Consider the following 21,119-nt stretch of genomic DNA (forward strand, 5'->3'; position numbering starts at 1 on the left):
TTATTTGCGCACCAGGCGCAAGCCATTGAACACCACCAACAGGGCCACGCCCATGTCGGCAAACACAGCCATCCACATGGTGGCCATCCCGAAGAAGGTTACCGCAAGAAAGATCGCCTTGATGACCAGCGCCAGGGCGATGTTTTGCTTGAGCACCGTGGACGTCTGGCGCGACAGGCGAATAAATGCGGGGATCTTGCGCAGATCGTCGTCCATTAGGGCGACATCGGCGGTTTCGATGGCGGTGTCGGTGCCGGCCGCGGCCATGGCGAAACCGATTTCGGAACGGGCCAGGGCCGGGGCGTCGTTGATGCCGTCGCCCACCATACCCACCCGATGGCCCTGGGCGTACAAGGCTTCGATGGCGCTGAGTTTGTCGGCCGGCAGCAGGTTGCCCTCGGCGCGGTCGATGCCCACTTGTGCGGCAATGGCTTGGGCGGTGTGGGGGTTGTCGCCGGTCAGCATGAGGGTCTTGATGCCCAGCTCATGCAGTTGCGCGATGGCTTCGCGGCTCGACGCCTTGACGGTGTCGGCCACCGCGAACAGGGCCAACGGGCCGCCCGAGTTGAGCAGCAGCACCACGGATTTGCCTTGTTTTTCCAGGGCGAACAAGCGCTCTTCCAACGCGGGGGAGCACAGGCCCAACTCCTCCACCAACCGGTGGTTGCCCAAGTGGTAGAGCTGGCCGCCGATTTCGCCGCTCACGCCGCGCCCGGCCAGGGCCGCAAAGTTATCCACCGTGTGCAGCGCGGTGTGGTTATCCACAGCCGCGTTGGCGATGGCCATCGACACCGGGTGGTCGGAGCGCGCCGCGAGGCTGGCGGCCAGGGCCACGGCTGTGCCTTCGGCCAAAGGGTCGAGCACCACGAAATCGGTCTGTACCGGTTTGCCGTGGGTGATGGTGCCGGTCTTGTCCAGGGCCAGGTAGTCGAGTTTGTAGCCGCCCTCCAGGTACACGCCGCCCTTGACCAGAATGCCTTTGCGCGCCGCCGCCGCGAGGCCGCTGACGATGGTCACGGGGGTGGAAATCACCAGTGCACACGGGCACGCCACCACCAGCAGGACCAACGCGCGGTAGATCCAGTCGAACCACGCCGCGCCCATGAACAGCGGCGGGATCAGGGCCACGCCCAGGGCGAAGAGGAACACCACCGGGGTGTAGATTTTCGCGAAGCTGTCGACGAAACGCTGGGTCGGCGCCCGTGCGCCCTGGGCCTGTTCCACGGCGTGAATGATGCGCGCCAGGGTGGAATGGTTGGCGGCGGCGGTGACGCGGTATTCCAGCGAGCCTGACTGGTTGATGGTGCCCGCGAAGACTTTGTCGCCGAGGGTTTTCTCCACAGGCAGGCTTTCGCCGGTAATCGGCGCCTGGTCGATGGTGGAGTTGCCGGCGGTTACTTCGCCGTCCAGGCCCACGCGTTCGCCGGGGCGAACCCGCACGATGGCGTCCAGTTCAACGCTTTTCACTTCCCGTTCGGCCCAGGTTCCGTCGGCCTGGCGCACGGTCGCGGTGTCCGGGGCCATTTGCATCAGGCCACTGATGGCGTTGCGCGCGCGGTCCAGGGACTTGGCTTCGATCAGCTCGGCCACGGTGAACAGGAACATCACCATCGCCGCTTCCGGCCACTGGCCGATCAGCACCGCGCCGGTCACGGCGATACTCATCAGCGCGTTGATGTTGAGGTTGAAGTTCTTGATGGCGATCCAGCCCTTTTTATAGGTGCCAAGGCCACCACTGAGGATCGACACCAGAGCCACCAGCGCAACGACGACCGTAGGCGCTGCGTCGGTGAAGTGGATAACCTCGGCAGCCAGTGCCATGACCCCAGATAGGGCCAACGGCCACCAAGGTTTTTTCGCCGGGGCGGCCGGCGGGTGTTCAGCCTCGACGCCTGCCTCGAACGGGTCGGCCTGCATGCCCAAGGACGCGATGGCGTCGATGATCGGCGTCGTGGACGGCAGATCGTGGGTCACGCTCAACACCCGGTTAATCAGGTTGAATTCCAGTTGCTGCACGCCGGCCATTTTGCCGAGCTTGTTCTGGATCAGCGTCTGCTCGGTGGGGCAGTCCATGGCTTCGATGCGGAACGTGCTCAGGCGCCCATTGGCGCTGACCGCAGCGGTGATTTTCACCACGGCGGGCGCGGCTTTGCTTGAACAGCAGGAATGGCCGTGGTCGTGTTTTTCTTCAGTTTTGTGTTTGTGGATATGCAGGGAATCGCTCATCGCGGTGCTTCCAAGAATGTGCCTGTTGCCAAGTAAAGACCCTATAGCCACTATAGGGTCAAGCACCCTTTTGGAGACGCACCTGATGAAAATCGGCGAACTGGCCAAACTGACCGACTGCCCGGTGGAAACCATCCGCTATTACGAGCGCGAAGGCTTGTTGCCACCACCCGCGCGCAGCGAAGGCAACTATCGGCTGTACACCCAGGCCCACAGCGAGCGCCTGACGTTTATCCGCAACTGCCGCACGCTGGACATGACCCTGGAAGAAATCCGCAGCCTGCTGGTCCTGCGCGACAGCCCGCAGGACCAGTGCGAGAACGTCAATGCCCTGGTGGACGAGCACATCCTCCACGTCAAGGCCCGCATCGATGGCCTGCTGGCCTTGCAGGTGCAATTGATCGACCTGCGCCAACGCTGCCACGAAGCGCCCGGCATCGAGCAATGCGGGATCTTGCAGCGCCTGGAAGTCAGTGGCTCGGTGGTGACCAGTGAGGGTGAGCCTTCACATGTGGGCAGAAGCCACGGGCATTGACGGCTCAGCCCACAGTTTTTGAGGGAGGGGGTCAGACCGCCATCGGTGCGGTCATCGGCGCGTGGTGCTGGTAGCCCTCCAGCGAGAAGTCGCCGGGTTCGACCTGCTCCAGCCACTCGGGCTGGTAGACGCCGGTCTTGGTGAACTCCGGTACGCGGTCGGCGATCACCAGGCGCGGCATCGGGAACGGCTCGCGGGTGAGTTGTTCGTTGAGCATGTCCAGGTGGTTTTCGTAGACGTGGGCATCGCCAATGAAATAGGTGAACCAGCGCGGCGTGTAGCCGGTGAGGCGGCCGATCAGGCTCAGCAGCGCGGCGCCTTCGGTGAGGTTGAACGGTGTGCCCAGGCCCAGGTCGTTGGAGCGGATGTAGAGGGTCAGGGAGATTTCCCGGGTTTCGACGTTGGGGTGGAACTGGTACAGCAAGTGGCACGGCGGCAGGGCCATTTCATCGAGTTGGGCGCAGTTCCAGCCGTGGAACAGAATGCGGCGGCTGCCCGGGTCGTTGATGATGGTGTCCACGCACTGGCGCACCTGGTCGATGGCCTTGTAGAGCACCACATAGGCCTGGCCGTTTTCCTCGCCTTCGGCGATCTGGCGGTAGCCTTGCTGGAGCGCCTGCTCGATAGCGGCGGCGTTGCTGCGCGGGACTTGCTTGTACGCCGGCCACTTGCGCCATTGCACGCCGTAGATCTCGCCCAGGTCGTCGTCGCCCTGGCGGAACGGGTTGGCCAGCCACTGGGTGTTTTCGTTGGCGTTCTGGTCCCAGACCTTGCAGCCCAGGGCGCGGAACTCGGCGGCGTTGTTCACCCCGCGCAAAAAGCCGCACATCTCGCCGATGGCGGACTTGAACGCCATGCGCCGCGTGGTGATCGCCGGAAAACCTTCCTTGAGGTCATAGCGCAGCATCGCGCCGGGAACGCTGATGGTGTTCACGCCGGTACGGTTGGCCTGTTTGGTGCCGTTCTTGATGACGTGGGCGACCAGATCGAGATATTGCTTCATGAATTACCTGTGTCCTTGAACGCAGGGCTGGCGCCCTGCGCTGCGAATTTAAAGCGCGGCGTTCTTGGCCGCTGGTGCGCGGTGGTAGGCCAGCCAGATCAAGGCCAGGCCGCCGACGATCATCGGCAGGCAGAGCACCTGGCCCATGGTCAGCCAGTCCCATGCAAGGTAGCCGAGCTGGGCATCCGGCACGCGCACGAACTCGACAATGAACCGGAAGAGGCCGTAGAACAGCGCGAACATGCCGGAGACCGCCATGGTCGGCCGTGGCTTACGCGAGAACAGCCAGAGGATGGCGAACAATGCCACGCCTTCGAGGGCGAACTGATAGAGCTGCGACGGATGGCGCGCCAGTTGCGAGGGGTCGCTGTAGGGCGGGAACACCATCGCCCACGGCACGTCGGTGGGCTTGCCCCACAACTCGGCGTTGATGAAGTTGCCGATGCGCCCGGCGCCCAGGCCGATGGGCACCATGGGTGCGACAAAATCCATCAGCTCGAAGAACGACTTGCCGTTGCGTTTACCGAACCACAGCGCCGCCAGCATCACGCCGATAAAGCCACCGTGGAACGACATGCCGCCCTTCCACACTTCGAAAATCAGCAGCGGGTTGGCCAGGTAGGCGCTCAGGTCGTAGAACAGCACGTAGCCCAGGCGCCCGCCGACGATCACGCCCATGGACATCCAGAACACCATGTCCGAGAGTTTTTCCTTGCTCCAGGTCGGGTCGAAACGGTTCAACCGGCGGGAGGCCAGCAACCATGCGCCGCCGATGCCGATCAGGTACATCAGGCCGTACCAGTGGATTTTCAGCGGGCCGATGGCCAGGGCCACCGGGTCAATCTGCGGGTAAGGCAGCATTGCGACTCCTCGTCAGTTTTCAACAGTCCGCCGGGACCATGCCCGGGCGGGATTAAGCCAGCATTGCGTTGCAGGTCAGATCAGGAAACTCAGACCCACGCAGAACAGCAAAGCGGCGAACAAGCGCTTGAGCAAACGCGGCGACAGCTTGTGGGCCAGGCGCGCGCCATAACGGGCGAAAAACATGCTGGTCAAAGCGATCCCCAGCAGCGCCGGCAAGTACACGAAGCCCAGGCTCTGGGCCGGCAGGTGCGGGTCGTTCCAGCCCAGCACCATGAAACTCAGGGCGCTGGCCAGGGCAATCGGCAAGCCGCACGCCGAAGACGTGGCCACGGCTTGTTGCATCGGCACGCTGCGCCAGGTCAGGAACGGTACGGTCAACGAACCGCCGCCGATGCCGAAAATCGCCGAGGCCCAGCCAATCACCGAGCCGGCCAGGGTCAGACCGACTTTACCCGGCACCGTTCGGCTGGCCTTGGGCTTGAGCTCCAGGGCCATCTGCACGGCGATCACCAGGGCGAACACGCCGATGATTTTTTGCAGGTTGGGGCCGGAAATCGCTTCAGCGGTGAGGGCGCCAAAACCGGCGCCGATCAGGATACCCAGGGTCATCCACACAAAGATCGGCCAGCGCACCGCGCCTTTGCGCTGGTGTTCACGCACGGCGTTGATCGAGGTGAAGATGATGGTCGCCAGGGAGGTGCCCACCGCCAGGTGAGTGAGGATCGAGGCGTCGAAGCCTTGCAGGGTGAAACTGAACACCAGCACCGGAACGATGATGATCCCGCCGCCCACGCCAAACAGCCCGGCCAGCACGCCGGCACAGGCGCCCAGCAGCAGATAGAGGAGAAATTCCATGGTCGCACCCCGTAATAAGTGCGGCATGGTAACGGATGCATGGCCTGCGGCGGAACTGGATGAGCCAGGTTTGTCTGCGTAGAGTGGGCAAAAAACACAAGGGACAACCTTATGTGCCTGATCGTATTTGCCTGGCGCCCCGGCCACGCGCAGCCTTTGGTCGTTGCGGCCAACCGCGATGAATTCTATGCCCGCCCGAGCCTGCCGCTGGCGCAATGGCCGGAAAACCCGCAGATCTACGCCGGCCGCGACCTGGAGGCGGGTGGCACCTGGCTGGGCATTGGCGCCGACGGGCGCTTCGCCGCGCTGACCAATATCCGCAACCCCCACCAACCACCAGCGCGCAAGTCGCGGGGCGAGCTGGTGGCGCGGTTTCTCGATGGAAAGATCCCGATTGATGATTATTTGACCGATGTGGCCGGGCGCTCCATCGAGTACGCGGGGTTCAACCTGCTGATCGGCACCGCGCAGCAGCTGTGGTACTACAACGCCCTGACGACAGCGCCCGTGCAGGTGCAGGCAGGCGTCTACGGGCTGTCCAACGCCGGGCTCGATACACCGTGGCCGAAACTGCTCAAGGCCCGGGCGGCCCTGGGCGAAGTGCTCCACGACCCGCAACCGCAAGCCCTACTGGCGTTGCTGGGGGATAACCAGGTCGCGCCGTTCGCCGACCTGCCGGACACCGGCGTGGGCCTGGCCACCGAGACGCTGCTCTCGAGCGTGTTTATCGCCAGCCCCAGCTACGGCACGCGGGCGAGCACTGCGCTGATCGTCCACGCCGATGGCACGCGGCACTTGGTGGAGCGCAGCTTCGGGCCCTATGGCGGGCATCTGGGGGAGGTAGAGATAAAGGCCTGACAACGCTTAGGCAAACCCGTGGGAGCGGGCCCGCCCGCGATGGCGGCGGTACATTCAAAACCGCTATCGCGGGCAAGCCCGCTCCCACTGGCGGTGAGGGGCCGTCAACCGGTGTCAGAGGCTCTTGGCCGAGGCCGGGTTTATCATCCGCGTCAGCCCGAGGTTTTTCAGGGCCAGTTGCAGGGAACTGTGGATAACTTGCGGGTTGTCGATGGTCATCAACTCGGCCAGCAAGTCCTTGGCCATGCTCAGGTTGATCTGGCGCAGCATCCATTTCACTTTCGGCAGGTTGGTGGCGTTCATCGACAGGCTGTCGAAACCCATGGCCATCAACAGCACCGCCGCCGCCGGGTCGCCGGCCATTTCACCGCAGATACTCACCGGTTTGCCTTCGGCATGGGCGTCGCGCACCACGTTTTGCAGGGCTTGCAGCACGGCCGGGTGCAGGTAGTCGTAGAGGTCGGCCACCCGCGGGTTGTTACGGTCCACGGCCAGCAGGTATTGGGTCAGGTCGTTGGAGCCGACCGAGAGGAAGTCCACCTGGCGCGCCAGTTCGCGGGTCTGGTACACCGCTGCGGGGATTTCGATCATCACGCCAATCGGCGGCATCGGCACGTCGGTGCCTTCGTCACGCACTTCGCCCCAGGCACGGTGGATCAAGTGCAGGGCTTCTTCGAGTTCGTGGGTGCCGGAGATCATCGGCAGGAGAATGCGCAGGTTGTTCAACCCTTCGCTGGCCTTGAGCATGGCGCGGGTCTGGACGAGGAAGATTTCAGGGTGGTCGAGGGTAACGCGGATCCCGCGCCAGCCAAGGAACGGGTTGTCTTCTTTGATCGGGAAGTAGGACAGTGACTTATCGCCGCCGATATCTAGGCTGCGCATCGTCACCGGTTGCGGATGGAAGGCGGCGAGTTGCTCGCGATAGATCGCAAGCTGCTCCTTTTCGCTGGGGAAGCGCTGGTTAATCATGAACGGCACTTCGGTGCGGTACAGGCCCACGCCCTCTGCGCCACGCTTCTGCGCCCGCGCCACATCGGCCAGCAGGCCGGTGTTGACCCACAACGGCATGCGGTGGCCATCCACCGTCACGCACGGCAAATCGCGCAAGGCATCGAGCCCCTGCGCCAGTTGCCGCTCTTCTTCCACCACATCGGCAAACTGTTTGCGCAGCACCTCGCTGGGGTTGGTGTAGACCTCGCCATGGTAGCCGTCGACGATCATCTGGATGCCGTCGACCTTGGAATACGGCAGGTCCACCAGGCCCATCACGGTCGGGATACCCATGGCGCGGGCCAGGATCGCAACGTGGGAGTTGCCCGAGCCAAGCACCGAAACCAGCCCCACCAGCTTGCCTTCCGGCACCTCGCCGAGCATGGCCGGCGTCAGTTCTTCGCTGATGAGAATGGTGTTGTCGGGGTAGACCAGGGTTTGCTGGCGCTCTTCCTGCAAATAGGCCAGCAGGCGCCGGCCCAGGTCCTTGACGTCCGAGGCGCGCTCGCGCAGGTAGGCGTCGTCCATCAATTCAAAGCGGTTGACGTGGTCGGTGACCACTTGGCGCAGCGCACCCTGGGCCCACTGGCCGGTCTTGATGACGGTGGTCACCTCGCTGCCCAGGGAGGCGTCGTCGAGCATCATCAGGTAGACGTCGAACAACGCGCGCTCTTCGGGGCGCAACTGGGTCGCGAGCTTGGCCGAGAGGGCGCGCATGTCGGCGCGCACGCCTTCGATGGCGGTCTTGAACAAGCCCAGTTCGGCGTCGATATCGGTGATGGTCTTGTCGGGCACTACGTCCAGGTCGGCCGGCGGCAGCATGACCACCGCGGTACCGACCGCCGCGCCCGGCGAACCCGGCACGCCGACGAACTTGGCTTCCTGGATGCCCTTGCCCTGGCGCCCCAGGCCGCGGATCGAACCGGTGGCCTCGGCGTGGGCGATAACCCCGGCCAGTTGCGCGCTCATGGTCACCAGGAAGGCTTCTTCGCCTTCATCGAACTGGCGCCGCTCTTTTTGCTGGATGACCAACACGCCGACAACGCGGCGGTGGTGAATGATCGGTGCGCCGAGGAAGGAGGCGTAGCGCTCTTCGCCGGTTTCGGCAAAGTAGCGGTAGCGTGGGTGGTCAGCGGCGTTTTCCAGGTTCAGGGGTTCTTCGCGCGTGCCGACCAGGCCGACCAGACCTTCGTTGGGCGCCATGCTGACCTTGCCGATGGAACGCTTGTTCAAGCCCTCCGTGGCCATCAGTACGAAGCGGTTGGTCTCCGGATCCAGCAGGTACACCGAGCAGACCTGGCTGCCCATGGCTTCCTTGACGCGCAACACAATAATCCCCAACGCCGCCTTGAGATCCTTGGCGGAGTTAACTTCCTGGACGATCTTGCGCAGCGTATTGAGCATGGCTCGGGGTCGAACTCCGTCGTCAGTCGCGCGCTAGCAGGCGCGGGGCAAGCTCTTTGAGAGCGCGTCGATACACCTCGCGCTTGAATGTCACCACCTGGCCCAACGGATACCAATAACTGACCCAGCGCCAGCCATCGAACTCCGGTTTACCGGTCAAATCCATCCGCACCCGCTGCTCGTTGGAGACCAGGCGCAGGAGAAACCACTTCTGTTTCTGGCCAATGCACAGCGGTTGGCTGTGGGTGCGCACCAGACGCTGCGGCAAACGATAACGCAACCAGCCCCGGGTGCAGGCCAGAATTTGCACATCTTCGCGTTCCAGGCCAACTTCTTCGTTCAACTCGCGGTACAAGGCGTCTTCCGGCGTCTCTTCGGGGTTGATCCCCCCTTGTGGAAACTGCCAGGCATCCTGATTGATACGACGAGCCCATAGCACCTGCCCAGCATCATTCGTAAGAATGATCCCCACATTGGGGCGGAAACCATCGGGATCGATCACGGCAACAACCTCGCAGACGCATGTCGCCGCATTGTTCCACAAAGGTTGTTAAAGCAGCAACGAGACGTCCTACCTTATGTGCACTCTTGTGAAAAGACCGTATTCTTGACGCCTTTTTACAGACTTTTCAGCGAGTAACTGCAATGCGCCTGGCTTTATTCGACTTGGACAACACTCTCCTGGGTGGCGACAGTGACCACGCCTGGGGCGATTACCTGTGCGAACGCGGCATCCTCGATACCGTCACCTACAAGACCCGCAACGACGAGTTCTACCAGGATTACCTGGCCGGCAAGCTGGACAACACCGCTTACCTGAACTTCTGCCTGGAAATCCTCGGCCGCACCGAAATGGCCCAGTTGGATGAGTGGCATCGCGACTACATGCGCGACTGCATCGAGCCGATCATTCTGCCCAAAGCCCTGGAACTGCTGGCCCGGCACCGCGACGCCGGCGACACGCTGCTTATCATTACCGCCACCAATCGTTTCGTCACCGCGCCAATTGCCGCACGCCTGGGCGTGGAGCACCTGATCGCCACCGAGTGCGAAATGATCGACGGCCGCTACAGCGGGCGCACCACAGACGTGGCGTGTTTTCGCGAAGGCAAGGTCACGCGCCTCAAGCGCTGGTTGGAAGAAAGCGGGCACTCGCTGGACGGCAGCTACTTCTATAGCGACTCGATGAACGACCTTGCGCTGCTGGAGCAAGTGGCCAACCCGGTGGCCGTGGACCCGGATCCGAACCTGCGGGCCGAAGCCTCGAAGCGCGGTTGGCCGGTGATTTCGCTGCGCGGTTGAGATCGCTATCGCGAGCAGGCCCGCCCCCACAGAAAGCCACCTAGCCCCTGCGGGAGCTGGCCGGGCGGCGCTCCGCTTGCCTGCGATCGGGGCCGGCTCAGTTCCGGCCCCTAAACCGGCTTGGCCCCCATCAACCCCGCAATGGCGATCACGCAGACGAAACCAAACAGCGCCAACGCCAAGCTGAACGTGCCATTGCTGCCGTTCGGCGCCGTGCGCAGGCGATTGAGCCGCGCCACCAGCCAGAACCAGCTCAGTGCGGCGAGGGTGTAGAGCACGCTGGAGGCCAGAATCCAGGTCTGCCCCAGCGGCCAGCCGATCAGGTGCGCCAGCCACCAGCCGCTGAACGGCAGGCTGGCCAGGCAAATGCCCATCAGCAACCAGACAAACACACGCGGGCGCTGCAAGGTGCGAGTGTGGGCCAGGGCATCGCCATTGCGGCGGGTGCGCCAGACCCAGATCGCCAGGCCCAGCGCGCTGAGCAGCAGCAACACGGTGGCGGCGACGTGGACGATTTTGAGTGTGGTCAGGGTTTCCATTGATTCAGTTCCTTGAGGCCGTGCCCCAGAGCGTAGCCGTTCAACCGAGGAACAGTTGATAGGCCGGGTTGTCACTTTCATCCCAGTACGGGTAACCGATATCGGCCAGCGCCGCTGGCACCAGGTGACGCTCGTCGGCCGGCACTTGCAGGCCTGCGACCACGCGGCCATCGGCTGCGCCGTGGTTGCGATAGTGGAACATCGAGATGTTCCAGCGCCCGCCCAGCTTGTGCAGGAAGTTGAACAACGCCCCCGGCCGCTCGGGGAACTCGAAGCGGAACACCAACTCATCGCTGACCCGCGCTGCGTGGCCGCCAACCATATGGCGGATGTGCAACTTGGCCAGTTCGTTGTCGGTCAGGTCCAGCACCGGGAAACCCTGCTCAGTGAGGCTGGCCAGCAGTGCGCTGCGCGGGTCGGTGTCGGGGTGGGTCTGCACGCCCACGAAGATGTGGGCTTCGCTGCCGGTGTTGTAGCGGTAGTTGAATTCGGTGATCTGGCGCTTGCCGACCGCTTCGCAGAACGCTTTGAAGCTGCCCGGTTGCTCCGGGATGGTCACGGCGATGATGGCTTCACGGCCCTCGCCCAATTCGGCGCGCTCGGCCACATGGCGCAAGCGGTCGAAGTTGACATTGGCGCCCGAGTCGATGGCCACCAGGGTCTGGCCGCTGATGCCGCGCGACTCCACGTATTTCTTGATCCCCGCCACGCCCAGGGCGCCGGCAGGTTCGGTGATCGAGCGGGTATCGTCGTAGATATCCTTGATCGCCGCGCAGATCTCGTCGGTGCTGACGGTAATCACTTCATCGACGTAATCCTTGCAGATATCGAAGGTGTACTGGCCGATCTGCGCCACCGCCACGCCATCGGCGAAGATGCCCACGGTGGGCAGCACCACACGCTCGCCCGCCGCCAGGGCGGCTTGCAGGCAGTTGGAATCATCCGGCTCGACGCCGATGATGCGGATTTCCGGGCGCAGGTACTTCACGTAGGCCGCGATCCCAGCGATCAAACCGCCGCCGCCCACCGGGACGAAAATCGCGTCCAACGGCCCCGGGTGCTGGCGCAGGATCTCCATGGCCACGGTGCCCTGCCCGGCAATGGTGTGCGGGTCGTCGTAGGGGTGGATATAGACGTAGCCTTTTTCGTCCACCAATTTGAGCGAGTAGGCCAGGGCTTCGGGGAAGGAATCCCCGTGCAGCACCACTTTGCCGCCGCGCGAGCGCACGCCTTCAACCTTGATTTCCGGGGTGGTCTTGGGCATCACGATGGTCGCCTTGACCCCCAGCACCTTGGCCGCCAGGGCCAGGCCCTGGGCATGGTTGCCCGCCGACGCCGTGACCACGCCGCGCTGGCGTTCCTGCTCGCTGAGCTGGGTCAGTTTGTTGTAGGCGCCGCGGATCTTGAACGAGAACACCGGTTGCAAGTCTTCGCGCTTGAGCCAGACCTGGTTACCCAAGCGCTCGGAGAGCTGGCGGGCAGCCTGCAACGGGGTTTCTACGGCAACGTCATAAACGCGCGAGGTGAGGATCTTCTTGACGTACTGTTCGAGCATCGGAAAGCATCACTGGGCGGGTTGGGCAGGGTCACGGAGTCTAACCCAGCGTTTGGCCGGGCGACCACACGATTCCCACGGTTTAATTGCCCCCCATTGGCCACATTGCCCATGACCTGCACAGTGCCGGCGCCTATAATGCCGGCCTTTGTGCTACCCCCCCTCGCCCGCTTCCGGAGCCCGCATGACCCAGGATCAACTCAAACAGGCAGTGGCCCAGGCCGCCGTCGATTTCATCCTTCCCAAACTCGACGACAAAAGCGTCGTCGGGGTCGGCACCGGCTCCACCGCCAACTGCTTCATCGACGCCCTGGCCCTGCACAAGGGCGCGTTCGACGGTGCGGTCGCCAGCTCCGAAGCCACCGCCGCGCGCCTCAAGGCCCACGGCATCCCGGTGTACGAACTCAACACAGTCAGTGACCTGGAGTTCTACGTCGATGGCGCCGATGAAAGCGACGCGCACCTGAACCTCATCAAGGGCGGCGGCGCAGCCCTGACCCGCGAGAAGATCGTCGCCGCCGTGGCCAAGACCTTCATCTGCATCGCCGACGCCAGCAAACTGGTGCCGGTGCTGGGCGAGTTCCCGCTGCCGGTGGAAGTCATCCCCATGGCCCGCAGCCACGTTGCCCGCGAGTTGGTGAAACTGGGCGGCGACCCGGTGTACCGCGAAGGCGTGCTGACGGACAACGGCAACATCATCCTCGACGTGTTCAACATGCAGATCACCAACCCGGTGGAACTGGAACGCCAGATCAACGCCATCGTCGGCGTCGTCACCAATGGCCTGTTCGCCGCCCGCCCCGCCGACCTGCTGCTGCTGGGCACCGCTGAAGGGGTGAAAACCCTCAAGGCTTGATGCCTGGGGTTTGGCCTCTCTCTGTGGGAGCGGGCCTGCCCGCGATAGCGAACTTTCAGCCACTGGATTAGGCCGCTGATACACCGCTATCGCGGGCAAGCGGCGCACCGCCCGGCCCGCTCCCACCCTGTTCGCTGTACTTGCGCCCCCACCAAAATGCTACTTTTCGCAGCACTTCCCCCCGCGTTTGCCCACATTTGAGCAACGCGTCGCAGCGCCCCCCTTCGCTTTTAGTCTTAAATTCGTTACAACTTACAACAAGGCGACGAACGGTTAAGTTCAGGCGCCAAATCGAGCCTGGACACGGAATAAGGCGCACATCGTGCAAAGGGTCAGGCCGACAACCCTATCCTTCAACGCTTCAAGGAAGACCCCGTGATAAAACCTCTCGCCCTCGCCATCAGTGTTGCCAGTGCCTTGCTGAGCGCCCCAAGCTTTGCCTACAACTACGGCGAACACGCAGCCACCACCCTCGATAAGCTGATAAACGACTACCCTGGCCGCTACCGTGGCACGGCCAATTTCGCCGGGGCCGCCGACTGGATGCAAAGCCAGATGGGCAATGCCTACGGCATCAGCCGCCAGGATTTTTCCTGGACCGCTGGCGGCAGCTCCCGCAGTTCGCAGAACGTCGTGGCCTACGCCGCCGGCACCAAACCGCAGTACGTGGTGGTGGGCGCGCACTTTGACACCTACTTCGGCCGCCCCACCCTGCAAGGCCTGGACGACAACGGCTCGGGCGCCAGCGTGCTGACAGAAATCGCCCGCAACCTGGGCGGGCTGAAGCTGGAGAACGGCTTGCAAGTGGTCGGCTTCGGCGCCGAAGAAGAAGGCCTGCGCGGCTCCAAGGCTTTTGTCGCGTCCCTGAGCGCCAGCGAACGGCAGAACATGCTGGCCATGATTAACCTCGACAGCCTGATTACTGGCGACATGATGTACGCCCACGCCGGCCAGAACAGCGTCGATAATCCGGCCCTCACCGCCCTGCGCGACCAGACCTTCAAGATCGCCAAAGAGCTGAATATCAACCTGTTCACCAACCCCGGCCTCGACCCGGCCTACCCCGCCGGCACCGGTTGCTGCAGCGATGGCGAAGCGTTCGAGGGTTTGAACATTCCCATCCTCTATATCGAAGCCACCAACTGGGAACTGGGCGACCTGGACGGCTACACCCAGACCGACAACCCGGCCATCCCCGGCGGCTCGACCTGGCACGACCCCAAAGAAGACAACGAAGCGGTGCTGACCAACGCCTTCGGCCAGGAGCGCATCGACCAGCGCCTGCGCGACTACTCGCGCCTGCTTAGCCGTTTAGTGCTGGAGCTGACCAACGCCGACCTGATGGCCTCTACCGCGTCCGGCGGCGCGGTTGCACGCAACATGCAAGACAACCTGCAACGCCAGCACCAAGCCCTGGTGCGCCTGCACGACCGGCGCTGGCTAACCCTGCAATCAGCCACCCGTGAAGTCGGCAGCTTCGACGGTGAGATCGGCCTCGACGGCGAATACAGCCCCGACAGCGGCTTCGACAGCGCCCCCAACCCCGAGGCCCGGCGCCTGGGCCTACACGCGTTGGGCGACTACCAGTTGAGCCCGAGCCTGGCCATCGGCGCCAGCCTCAGCTACCTCAACGGCCGCGACAAACTGGAGCACGGCGGCAAACTCGACAGCGATAGCTGGCAAGCGGCGATCTACGCCTTGCTCAACGACGGCGGCCCGCAGTGGCTGGCCGGCGACCTGAGCGTGGGCCACAGCAGCTTCGACTCCAAACGCAACCTGGTGATCCAGGCCAATGGTGGCCCGGTGCTGCTTAACCAGAAACTCACTGGCGAAACCGACGCACTGAGCCTGGGCGCCCGCGTGCTGGGCGGCTACGACTTCGACTTCGGCGCCATCAAAAGCGGGCCGTTCGCCGGCCTCGACTACAGCCACTACCGCATCGACAAGTTCCACGAGAAACAAGACCTACGCACCGCCCTGGGCTATGAAGAGCAGAGTTTCGACTCCCTGGAAGCCAGCCTCGGCTGGCGCGCGCGCGGCACCGTCGGCCTACCCTATGGCCTGAGCCTGATGCCGTACGGCGATATCGCCTGGGTCAAGGAGTTGGGCGACGGGCGCCTGGACGACATCCTGCTGACCAGCCACGCCGACAACCAGGCCCGCGGCGCACGCCTGGGCACAGTGGACAAGAGCTTCGGCCGCGCGCAACTGGGCAGCCAATTGGCGATCACCCCGCAACTGGGGCTCTACGCGGAGGTCAATGGCCGCTTAGGCCATGACGAGGGCAGCCAGACCGGCTATTCCCTCGGGGTGCAGTGGCAGTTCTGACCGACCTCAGCGAGCCGGCTGTTTGAACACATAAAACAGATTCGGCTCGCTGACCAGATACAGCGTGCCCTCATCGTCCATGGCGATGCCCTCGGCCTGGGGCACGCTTTTACTCAGGCCATGGCGACCCTTGAGCAGCGACAGGCTGCTGATGGGCCGACCGTCGATGCCCAATTCCAACACCAGAAACGACTCATCCGACAGCGCCAACAAATGGCCGCTGCGCTCGTCGTATTGCAGGCTGGACAGATCCCTCACAAACAACCCGGCGTCACGCTTGGGGTTGTTCACCACATGCACCGAATAGGCTTTGTCCGGGTTGTAATGGGGAAAGCCATGGACCTCGTAGATCAGCATCGGGTCGCGCTCCTTGGCGACGAACAGGCGCTTGCCCACCGAGTCATAGGCCAACCCCTCGAAACCCTTGTTGCTGCTCATGTGCACGCCAATGCTGATCTGCTCGGCGTCTGCGGCATCGAGGAACACCGTGTCGTCGTCCAAGTGAATCTTGATAAGGCGTTGCTGGCGCTCATCGGTGACCACATAGGTGTTGGCACTGATGAATTCCACCGCTTCGGCGTCGCCAAAACCCACCAACGCCACCCGCCGCAGAATCTTGCCGTCGAGGGACAACTCGATCAGCTCGGCATTCTTGTTGGTCACGGTAAACAGGCTCTTGCGCACCGGGTCGAAGGTGAGCGCCGAGACATCGTCGTCCAGGCCCTCGATGACCCGCGCCTCAACCGCCACCCGATAATCCCCCAAGCCGATGGAGCGGCTATCGAGCGGATGCAGCCACACCTGCCAGTTGAACCAGGCGCGCTCGAAGAGACGGTAGTGCTGCCCGGCAAACCCGGCCAACACCAGGGCAATAAGGCCAGCAATAAGAAGAAGAGGTTTTGGACGTAGGAATTTGCGCATCGGTTGGCAAGCTCAGTATTCAGGCAGCGGGATGAAATATCACCACGGCCTGAATTTAAACTTAATTACCTTGCCTGTCTGGCAAGGAATATTTATCAACCGATGTCGGCTTGAAGAACTTACTTACGCTCGAAGCGATAGAACAGGTTTGGCTCGCTGACGATGTACAGAGTACCGGCCTCGTCCATCGCCACGCCTTCGGCACGGGGGATGGTTTTTTTCAGGCCATTGAAGCCGCCCAGCAGGGTCATGAAACTGACTTGCTCGCCGGTTTCATCCAACTCCAACAGCAGGTTGGAGTCGGCCGACAGCACCAGCATGTGCCCGGTACGCGGGTCGATGGACAGGGCCGAAAGGTTACGCAGGTCGAGCTCATCGCTGTCGAGTTTGTGCTTGTCACCCCGCAGGGTGGCGCTGCCATCGCTGTTCCAGGAGTACAACGCCGGCGGGCGCTCTTCCCCCAGCCATAGCTGCTGCTTGCGCGGGTCCCAGACAACGGCTTCAAACGCCTTGTTCTGGTCGGCGGAGGGGCCCAGGTCGTACTTGGGGAAGTCGCCGTAGTTCAACTGTTGGGTCGCGGCATCCACCGTGACCATGGAAAGCGTGTGGCGGCGCTCATCGACAATCCCGATCAGGCCGTTCTCCAGCACCGCCACCCCTTCCGGGTTGGCCCAGCCCACCAGCGGGATCTTGCGCAGCAGGTCGCCTTGCAGGGTCAGCTCACTCAAAAATGGCTTTTTGCCCATCACCGCGAACAGCGTCTTGGTCAGCGGGTTATAGGCCACGTCCGAGGCCTCGTCGTCTTCCATGCCCACCAGGGGTTTGGCGTCGATGACGGCGTGATAATCCGGCAGCCAGATGCTTTCTTTGCGCTCCAGTGGCGTTTCAAACCGCTCCAGCACCCACAACACCCCGCGATCGTCCCAGTGCATGGCCGCCGACAGGCCATAAATCACCACACCCGCCAGCAACAGCCAGGAATACCAGCGCATGGCAAAACGGGAACGACGAGCGGCAGCGGGTTTTGAGGCTGGGAGAATGGCCATGACGGGGCGTTCCGGAAAGTGAGCCAAGGGTAATAGCACAAGAAGACAGGCTCGGATGCCCGGCGGGCCGAATTATCCAGACTGGATGTGAAAAAAATGCAAAGGAAAAGCGAAGCGATAACGGTCGGTATAGCCGTGTGTGGGAACGGGCCGGGCGGCGCTCCGCTCGCCCGCGATGGCAACCGCCCAGCCGCTAAAGCGGTAGCGGATGTACCGGCCTCATCGCAGGCTCGCCCGCGCGCCCACACATATCGTGCTTAGCGCACGCGGCTTTCGAAGCGGCTCACGCCTGGCAGTTCCAGCACCAGCTCATCACCAACACTCAGCGGGCCGACGCCCACTGGGGTGCCGGTCAGGATCACGTCGCCGGCCTGCAATGAGAAGCACCCGGCCATGTACTGGATCATCGGCACGATGGGGTTGAGCATGATGGCGCTGTTGCCATCCTGGCGCACTTCACCGTTGATGGTCAGGCGAATGCCGATATCGGTCAGGTCGCTGAAGCTGCTGCTGACTACGAACGGCGCAATCACCGCCGCGCCGTCGAACGACTTGGCGATTTCCCACGGCAGGCCCTTGGCCTTGAGCTCGGCCTGCTTGTCGCGCAGGGTCAGGTCCAGCGCCGGGGCGAACCCAGAGATGGCATCCAGCACTTCTTCGCGGCTGGGCTTGGCGGACAGCGGCTTGCCGATCAGCACCGCGATTTCCGCTTCGTAGTGCACCGAACCGCGCTCGGCGGGGATGGCAAAGCCACCCTCCAGCGGCACCACGCAACTGCCGGGCTTGATGAACAACAACGGTTCGCTAGGCACCGGGTTGTCCAGTTCCTTGGCGTGCTCGGCGTAGTTGCGCCCGATGCAGACCACTTTCCCGACCGGGAAATGAATGCGCGTGCCATCGACGTACTGGTGCTGGTAGCTCATTGACCGACTCCTGGAGGGGGTTTCAAACCGCGAAAATCTTGCCCGGGTTCATGATGCCGTTCGGGTCGAACACCGCTTTGACCGCTTTCATGTACTCGATTTCAACCGGGGAACGGCTGTAAGTCAGGTAATCGCGCTTGGTCATGCCCACGCCGTGCTCGGCGGAGATCGAACCGTTGTACTTCTCGACGGTTTCGAACACCCACTTGTTGACGGTGGCGCACTTGGCGAAGAACTCATCCTTGCTCAGGTTATCGGGCTTGAGGATGTTCAAGTGCAGGTTGCCGTCGCCGATGTGGCCGAACCAGACGATTTCGAAGTCTGGATAGTGTTCGCCGACGATGGCGTCGATTTCCTTCAAGAAGGCCGGCACTTTCGACACAGTGACCGAAATGTCGTTTTTGTACGGCGTCCAGTGGGAAATGGTCTCGGAGATGTACTCGCGCAGTTTCCACAGGTTGTGCAATTGGGTTTCGCTCTGGCTCATCACGCCGTCCAGCACCCAGCCCTGCTCGACGCAGTGCTCGAAGGTTTCCAGGGCGTGGTTGGCCACTTCTTCGGTGGTGGCTTCGAATTCCAGCAGGGCGTAGAACGGGCAGTCGGTCTCGAACGCCGGCGGCACATCGCCTCGGGCCATGACCTTGGCCAGCGCCTTGTCGGAAAAGAACTCGAATGCCGTCAGGTCCAGCTTGCTCTGGAAGGCGTGCAGCACCGGCATGATCGAATCGAAATCCGCGGTGCCCAGCACCATCGCTGTGAGGTTTTTCGGCGCCCGGTCCAGGCGCATAGTGGCTTCGACAACAAAGCCCAGGGTACCTTCGGCGCCGATGAACAACTGGCGCATGTCATAACCGGTGGCGTTCTTGATGAGGTCTTTGTTCAGTTCCAGCACGTCGCCCTTGCCGGTGACCACTTTCATGCCCGCGACCCAGTTGCGGGTCATGCCGTAGCGAATGACCTTGATCCCGCCGGCATTGGTGCCGATATTGCCGCCAATCTGGCTGGAACCCGAAGACGCGAAATCCACCGGGTAGTACAGCCCCTGTGCTTCGGCAGCGTTCTGCAACTGCTTGGTGACCACGCCCGGTTGGCACACGGCAGTGCGGTCGGTGAGGTTCACGTCGAGAATCTGGTTCATGTAGTCGAAAGACACCACCACTTCACCATTGGCCGCCACGGCCGCCGCCGACAGGCCCGTGCGGCCACCCGAAGGCACCAGCGCCACGTGATGGGCGTTGGCCCAGCGCACGATGGCCTGGACGTGTTCGGTGGTTTTCGGGAACACGATGGCACAGGGCGCCGGAGCAAAATGCTTGGTCCAATCCTTGCCGTAGGCAGCGAGGGAGTCGGCATCGGTGAGGACTTTGCCGGGCTCGACCAGGGTCTTCAGCTCATCAATCAGGGCAGGATTGGTCATGGATAGAACTCTCGAACAATTCATGGTCATCCTGAGAACGCTTCACGTCGCAGGAATGAGTGTTTAGCGGGGCGCGTATGCTAGCATACCGCCCCCGCAGGAGAGTGCCCAAGGACCTCCTGCGGTGACGGCTTTCCTGCCGTCCGGGTCAGCTTGCGCTGCTCGATTCCCTGCCATTTTTCTCCGGGATACAGGTTTACGCAGATGAGCAAGACTTCTCTCGATAAGAGCAAGATCAAGTTCCTTCTTCTGGAAGGCGTCCACCAATCGGCCGTCGACGTCCTAAAGGCCGCCGGGTACACCAGCATTGAGTACATCACCAGTTCTCTGCCGGAGTCCCAGCTCAAGGAAAAGATCGCCGACGCGCACTTTATCGGCATTCGCTCCCGCACCCAGCTGACTGAAGAAATCTTCGATCACGCCAAGAAGCTGGTGGCAGTCGGCTGTTTCTGCATCGGCACCAATCAGGTGGATCTCAGCGCGGCCCGCGCGCGCGGCATCGCGGTGTTCAACGCGCCTTACTCCAACACCCGCTCAGTGGCTGAATTGGTGCTGGCCGAAGCGATCCTGCTGCTGCGTGGCATCCCTGAGAAAAACGCTTCCTGCCACCGTGGCGGCTGGATCAAAAGTGCGGCCAACTCCTTTGAAATCCGCGGCAAAAAGCTGGGTATCGTCGGTTATGGCTCGATCGGCACGCAGCTGTCCGTGCTGGCCGAAGGCCTGGGCATGCAGGTGTTCTTCTACGACACCGTGACCAAACTGCCACTGGGCAACGCGACCCAGGTCGGCAGCCTGCACGACCTGCTGGGCATGTCCGACATCGTCACCCTGCACGTGCCGGAAACCGCAGCCACCCAGTGGATGATCGGCGAGAAGGAAATCCGCGCCATCAAGAAGGGCGGCATCCTCATCAACGCGGCACGCGGTACGGTGGTCGAGCTCGACGCACTGGCCGACGCGATCAAGGACAAACACTTGATTGGCGCCGCCATCGACGTGTTCCCGGTGGAGCCGCGCTCCAACGATGAAGAGTTCGAGAGCCCGCTGCGTGGCCTGGACAATGTCATCCTGACCCCGCACATCGGCGGTTCGACTGCAGAAGCCCAAGCCAACATTGGCCTGGAAGTGGCGGAAAAACTGGTCAAGTACAGCGATAACGGCACGTCCGTGTCGTCGGTGAACTTCCCTGAAGTGGCCCTGCCGGCTCACCCTGGCAAGCACCGTTTGCTGCACATCCACGAGAACATCCCGGGCGTGATGAGCGAGATCAACAAGGTTTTCGCCGAAAACGGCATCAACATTTCCGGTCAGTTCCTGCAAACCAACGAGAAAGTCGGCTACGTTGTGATCGACGTTGACGCCGAGTACTCGGACCTGGCGCAAGAGAAGTTGCAGCACATCAACGGCACTATCCGTAGCCGGGTTCTTTTCTAAGAACCGGGCCAGCGGCAAGTTGATGTTTGCCCGCTTATAGCTTGCAGCTAAAAAGGAGCCCCC

The 21,119-nt window shown here is 62.6% G+C and carries 18 protein-coding genes; 6 read left to right on the plus strand and 12 right to left on the minus strand.

The annotated features are described in order from the left end of the window. Positions 1 to 2,226, minus strand: a complete 2,226-nt coding sequence (locus tag AC19YT_RS05990; RefSeq protein ID WP_500609929.1) for a heavy metal translocating P-type ATPase — start codon at positions 2,224 to 2,226, stop codon at positions 1 to 3. Between the two features lie 85 nt (positions 2,227 to 2,311). On the opposite strand from AC19YT_RS05990, the gene cadR reads away from it, so the two are divergent. Further along, positions 2,312 to 2,761, plus strand: a complete 450-nt coding sequence (cadR, locus tag AC19YT_RS05995) for a Cd(II)/Pb(II)-responsive transcriptional regulator (protein WP_095109142.1) — start codon at positions 2,312 to 2,314, stop codon at positions 2,759 to 2,761. Positions 2,762 to 2,792: 31 nt separating this feature from the next. On the opposite strand, the gene AC19YT_RS06000 is transcribed toward cadR, so the two are convergent. From AC19YT_RS06000 to AC19YT_RS06010, 3 genes are all read right to left on the minus strand, one after another. After that, on the minus strand, positions 2,793 to 3,764 hold the full coding sequence (locus AC19YT_RS06000; protein WP_500609930.1) for a thymidylate synthase: 972 nt from the start codon (positions 3,762 to 3,764) through the stop codon (positions 2,793 to 2,795). A 48-nt stretch (positions 3,765 to 3,812) separates the two neighbouring features. Then, the gene (lgt, locus tag AC19YT_RS06005) at positions 3,813 to 4,625 is read right to left on the minus strand and encodes a prolipoprotein diacylglyceryl transferase (protein WP_095109144.1); all 813 of its coding nucleotides are present in this window, start codon (positions 4,623 to 4,625) and stop codon (positions 3,813 to 3,815) included. A 75-nt stretch (positions 4,626 to 4,700) separates the two neighbouring features. Further along, a complete protein-coding gene (locus AC19YT_RS06010; protein WP_095109145.1) occupies positions 4,701 to 5,483 on the minus strand; it encodes a sulfite exporter TauE/SafE family protein in 783 nt (260 codons plus the stop codon). Between the two features lie 111 nt (positions 5,484 to 5,594). On the opposite strand from AC19YT_RS06010, the gene AC19YT_RS06015 reads away from it, so the two are divergent. After that, positions 5,595 to 6,341, plus strand: coding sequence for an NRDE family protein (locus AC19YT_RS06015; protein ID WP_095109146.1), 747 nt, complete (start codon positions 5,595 to 5,597; stop codon positions 6,339 to 6,341). 114 nt (positions 6,342 to 6,455) lie between these two features. Here AC19YT_RS06015 and ptsP read toward each other — a convergent pair whose 3' ends face one another. Both ptsP and AC19YT_RS06025 read right to left on the minus strand, forming a co-directional pair. After that, on the minus strand, positions 6,456 to 8,735 hold the full coding sequence (gene ptsP, locus AC19YT_RS06020; RefSeq protein ID WP_095109147.1) for a phosphoenolpyruvate--protein phosphotransferase: 2,280 nt from the start codon (positions 8,733 to 8,735) through the stop codon (positions 6,456 to 6,458). A 22-nt stretch (positions 8,736 to 8,757) separates the two neighbouring features. Then, positions 8,758 to 9,237, minus strand: coding sequence for an RNA pyrophosphohydrolase (locus tag AC19YT_RS06025; RefSeq protein ID WP_095109148.1), 480 nt, complete (start codon positions 9,235 to 9,237; stop codon positions 8,758 to 8,760). Positions 9,238 to 9,380: 143 nt separating this feature from the next. Here AC19YT_RS06025 and AC19YT_RS06030 point away from each other — a divergent pair, with 143 nt between their 5' ends. Beyond that, positions 9,381 to 10,037: a histidinol-phosphatase gene (locus AC19YT_RS06030; RefSeq protein WP_500597407.1), complete on the plus strand. Its 657-nt coding sequence runs from the start codon at positions 9,381 to 9,383 to the stop codon at positions 10,035 to 10,037. Positions 10,038 to 10,147: 110 nt separating this feature from the next. Here the strand turns inward: AC19YT_RS06030 and AC19YT_RS06035 are convergent, their stop codons facing one another. Both AC19YT_RS06035 and ilvA read right to left on the minus strand, forming a co-directional pair. Continuing rightward, complete coding sequence (locus tag AC19YT_RS06035) at positions 10,148 to 10,576, minus strand: DUF2269 family protein (protein WP_095109150.1); 429 nt, start codon at positions 10,574 to 10,576, stop codon at positions 10,148 to 10,150. A gap of 40 nt (positions 10,577 to 10,616) precedes the next feature. Continuing rightward, positions 10,617 to 12,131: a threonine ammonia-lyase, biosynthetic gene (gene ilvA / locus AC19YT_RS06040; RefSeq protein WP_095109151.1), complete on the minus strand. Its 1,515-nt coding sequence runs from the start codon at positions 12,129 to 12,131 to the stop codon at positions 10,617 to 10,619. 184 nt (positions 12,132 to 12,315) lie between these two features. Here ilvA and rpiA point away from each other — a divergent pair, with 184 nt between their 5' ends. Then, on the plus strand, positions 12,316 to 12,987 hold the full coding sequence (gene rpiA, locus AC19YT_RS06045; RefSeq protein ID WP_500597409.1) for a ribose-5-phosphate isomerase RpiA: 672 nt from the start codon (positions 12,316 to 12,318) through the stop codon (positions 12,985 to 12,987). A 375-nt stretch (positions 12,988 to 13,362) separates the two neighbouring features. Then, positions 13,363 to 15,315 carry an autotransporter domain-containing protein gene (locus AC19YT_RS06050; RefSeq protein ID WP_095109153.1) on the plus strand — a complete coding sequence of 651 codons (1,953 nt, stop codon included), beginning with the start codon at positions 13,363 to 13,365 and terminating at the stop codon, positions 15,313 to 15,315. A 6-nt stretch (positions 15,316 to 15,321) separates the two neighbouring features. Here the strand turns inward: AC19YT_RS06050 and AC19YT_RS06055 are convergent, their stop codons facing one another. The 4 genes from AC19YT_RS06055 to AC19YT_RS06070 all read right to left on the minus strand — a co-directional run bounded on the left by AC19YT_RS06055 (position 15,322) and on the right by AC19YT_RS06070 (position 19,622). Then, positions 15,322 to 16,236 (minus strand): SdiA-regulated domain-containing protein, encoded by a 915-nt coding sequence (locus tag AC19YT_RS06055; RefSeq protein WP_500597412.1) that lies wholly within the window; start codon positions 16,234 to 16,236, stop codon positions 15,322 to 15,324. A 119-nt stretch (positions 16,237 to 16,355) separates the two neighbouring features. Beyond that, on the minus strand, positions 16,356 to 17,282 hold the full coding sequence (locus AC19YT_RS06060; protein WP_500609931.1) for an SdiA-regulated domain-containing protein: 927 nt from the start codon (positions 17,280 to 17,282) through the stop codon (positions 16,356 to 16,358). Positions 17,283 to 17,539: 257 nt separating this feature from the next. Continuing rightward, positions 17,540 to 18,205: a fumarylacetoacetate hydrolase family protein gene (locus AC19YT_RS06065; protein ID WP_095109156.1), complete on the minus strand. Its 666-nt coding sequence runs from the start codon at positions 18,203 to 18,205 to the stop codon at positions 17,540 to 17,542. A 22-nt stretch (positions 18,206 to 18,227) separates the two neighbouring features. Further along, positions 18,228 to 19,622, minus strand: coding sequence for a D-2-hydroxyglutarate dehydrogenase (locus AC19YT_RS06070; protein ID WP_095109157.1), 1,395 nt, complete (start codon positions 19,620 to 19,622; stop codon positions 18,228 to 18,230). A gap of 204 nt (positions 19,623 to 19,826) precedes the next feature. Here AC19YT_RS06070 and serA point away from each other — a divergent pair, with 204 nt between their 5' ends. Then, positions 19,827 to 21,056, plus strand: coding sequence for a phosphoglycerate dehydrogenase (gene serA / locus AC19YT_RS06075; protein WP_095109158.1), 1,230 nt, complete (start codon positions 19,827 to 19,829; stop codon positions 21,054 to 21,056). The last annotated feature ends 63 nt before the right edge of the window (positions 21,057 to 21,119 follow it).

The organism is Pseudomonas sp. MF08875 (assembly GCF_059862525.1).